Origin of the sequence: Azospirillum sp. B4 (assembly GCF_000333275.1) — a bacterium.
Taxonomy (GTDB): Bacteria; Pseudomonadota; Alphaproteobacteria; order Azospirillales; family Azospirillaceae; genus Nitrospirillum.
Window position 1 is genome coordinate 1 of record NZ_BACU01000554.1, and the last position, 2,948, is coordinate 2,948.

Below are 2,948 nucleotides of genomic sequence, written 5' to 3' on the forward strand. Positions count from 1 at the left end.
GGCGGCAGCTGCGGCGCGAATACTTCTCCATCTGGCTGGGCACGCGCGGCGGCTTGGCGGCGTCGACATGCAGGCTGAGCGCGTTGGAGGTGAAGGAAACGCTTGGTGGTTCAGGGCCTGGGGAGGGCGGAGCACCCCGCTTCTTCCTGGAATCCGGGCCCGCATTTCTCTGGAACTAGGTACAGGTCTGACCCATGCGTCGCGTCGTCATCACCGGTCTCGGGTTGGTAACCCCTCTCGGAACGGGCGTTGAGCACACGTGGAAACAGCTGCTCGACGGCAAGTCTGGCATCCGCGCCATCGACACCTTCGACGTGTCCGATCTGCCGGCCAAGGTCGGCGGCATGGTTCCCCGGGGCGACGGCACCAACGGCACCTTCAATGCCGATGCGTTCGTGCCGCCCAAGGACCAGAAGAAGATGGACGACTTCATCATCTACGGCGTCGCCGCGGCGGCCGAGGCGGTGAAGGACAGCGGCTGGCAGCCGGAATCGGAAGAGGATCGTGAGCGCACCGGCGTCATGATCGGTTCCGGTATCGGTGGCCTCTCCGCCATCTATGAGACGTCGCTGGTGCTGGCCGAGAAAGGCCCGCGCCGCATTTCCCCCTTCTTCATCCCGTCGGCCCTGATCAACCTGGTCTCCGGCCACGTCTCCATCATCCACGGTTTCAAGGGCCCGAACCACTCGGCCGTCACCGCCTGCTCCACCGGCGCGCACGCCATCGGCGACGCCGCGCGGCTGATCATGTGGGATGACGCCGACGTGATGATCGCCGGCGGCGCCGAGGCCGCGATCAACCGCCTGGGCGTGGCCGGCTTCGCCGCCGCCCGCGCGCTGTCGACCAGCTACAACGAGACGCCGGAGAAGGCATCCCGCCCCTATGACCAGGGCCGCGACGGCTTCGTCATGGGCGAGGGCGCCGGTGTCGTCGTCCTGGAAGAGCTGGAGCACGCCAAGGCCCGCGGCGCCAAGATTTACGCCGAGGTCGTGGGCTACGGCCTGTCGGGCGACGCCCATCACATCACCGCCCCGGCGGACGACGGCAACGGCGGCTACCGCTCCATGGCCATGGCCCTGAAGCGCGCCGGCATGACCCCGGCCGACATCGACTACGTCAACGCCCACGGCACCTCCACCCCGCTGGGCGACCTGATCGAGCTGGGTGCTGTCAAGCGCCTGTTCGGCGACGCCCTGCAGACGGCCTCCATGTCCTCCACCAAGTCGGCCACCGGCCACCTGCTGGGGGCGGCGGGCGCCATCGAGGCCATCTTCTCCGTCCTGGCCATCCGTGACCAGGCCGTGCCGCCGACGCTGAACCTGGACAACCCGTCCGAGGAATGCGCCGGCGTGGACCTGGTGCCCAACCAGTCCAAGAAGCGCCGGGTGCGCGCCGCCCTGTCGAACTCCTTCGGATTCGGTGGCACCAACGCCTCGCTGATCGTCAAGGAATACACCGGCTCGTGACCGCCAAGGTTCCGAACCCGGTTCCTCCGACACATCCATCCCTGGGCCGCCGCCTTCTCTGGGCGGCGGCCTTGGTGATTCTGGTGTCGGCCGCCCTGGCGTGGATCGGCTATCACCGCTACGTCGATCCCGGCCCCCTGGCCCAGGACGCGACCGTGGTGGTTGGCCGCGATGGCGGGGGCGGTCTTCAGGCTGTGGCCGCCACCCTGGCGCAGGCCGGCGTCGTGCGGGGCGAGATCGACTTCGTCGCCGCCGTGCGCCTGACGGAGGCTGGCCAGCCACCGATCAAGGCCGGCGAATACGCCTTTCCCGCCCATGTTTCCCTGCGGGACGTGGTCGCCCTGCTGCGCAGCGGCAAGACCGTGGTCCATCGCTTCACGGCACCCGAGGGGCTGACCTCCGCCCAGATCGTGGCGCTGCTGAATGCGGAGCCGGCGCTGTCCGGCGAGATCACGGAACGCCCGGCGGAAGGCAGCCTGCTGCCCGCCACCTACAATTTCTCCCTGGGTGACAGCCGGGCGCAGATGGTGGAGCGCATGGCCGCCGAGATGCGCCGGGCGGTGGCCAAGATCTGGGCCGGCCGTGCCGCGGGCCTCAGCCTGAAGTCGCCGGAGGAGATGGTGACCCTGGCTTCCCTGGTGGAGAAGGAGACGGGCGTGCCGGCGGAACGGCCGCACATCGCCGCCGTCTTCTACAACCGCCTGAGACTGGGCATGCGCCTGCAGTCCGACCCCACGGTCATCTACATCCTCACCAACGGCGCCGGCCCTCTTGGCCGTCCCCTGACCCACGCCGACCTGGCGGTGGAATCGCCGTACAACACCTACGCCGTCACGGGCCTGCCCGCCGGCCCTATCGCCAACCCGGGCCGCGAAGCCCTGCGCGCCGTGGCCAACCCCCTGGATAGCGGTGACCTGTATTTCGTGGCTGACGGCAGTGGTGGCCACGCTTTCGCCGCGACCCTGGATGCCCACAACCGCAACGTCGCCAAATGGCGCGACCTGCGGGAGAAGGCGCAGCGCTAGAGCGGGATGAAATAAGGCTGATTCAGGATTGGATTCCCAACGAGCTTGGAATGTGATTCAAGGTTACCGGTTTGATTTATATGGGGCCGGGAACGATGGGTCGTCCGTACTCGATGGATCTTCGTCAGCGCGTTGTTGACGCGGTTAAGCTTGATGGCCTGTCACGCCATCAGGCCGCGAAGCGGTTTGGCGTTGCGGTGAGCACGGCGATCAAATGGCTGGAGCGCGAGGCGGTAACCGGCAGCGTGGCTCCTGGTCAGATGGGAGGGCATAAGCCGAAGGCGATCTCCGGGGAGCACCGGGACTGGCTGCTGACGCGCTGTGCCAGCGGCCCGTTCACCTTACGTGGTCTTGTCCGTGAGCTGGCGGACCGGAATTTGAAGGTGGACTACCGCTCGGTCTGGGAGTTCGTGCATGCTGAGAAACTGAGTTATAAAAAAAGACTTTGGTCGCCACG

The 2,948-nt window shown here is 67.3% G+C and carries 3 protein-coding genes; all 3 read left to right on the forward strand.

Annotated elements, in window-relative coordinates:
• Nucleotides 1-194 precede the first annotated feature (194 nt).
• Complete coding sequence (gene fabF, locus I55_RS24910) at nt 195-1,466, forward strand: beta-ketoacyl-ACP synthase II (protein WP_044563420.1); 1,272 nt, start codon at nt 195-197, stop codon at nt 1,464-1,466.
• Complete coding sequence (mltG, locus tag I55_RS24915; protein ID WP_083901410.1) at nt 1,463-2,491, forward strand: endolytic transglycosylase MltG; 1,029 nt, start codon at nt 1,463-1,465, stop codon at nt 2,489-2,491. The genes fabF and mltG overlap by 4 nt, the downstream gene beginning before the upstream one ends.
• 95 nt (nt 2,492-2,586) lie before the next feature.
• The coding region (locus I55_RS35055; RefSeq protein ID WP_252181307.1) for a transposase at nt 2,587-2,948 on the forward strand (362 nt) is incomplete at its 3' end.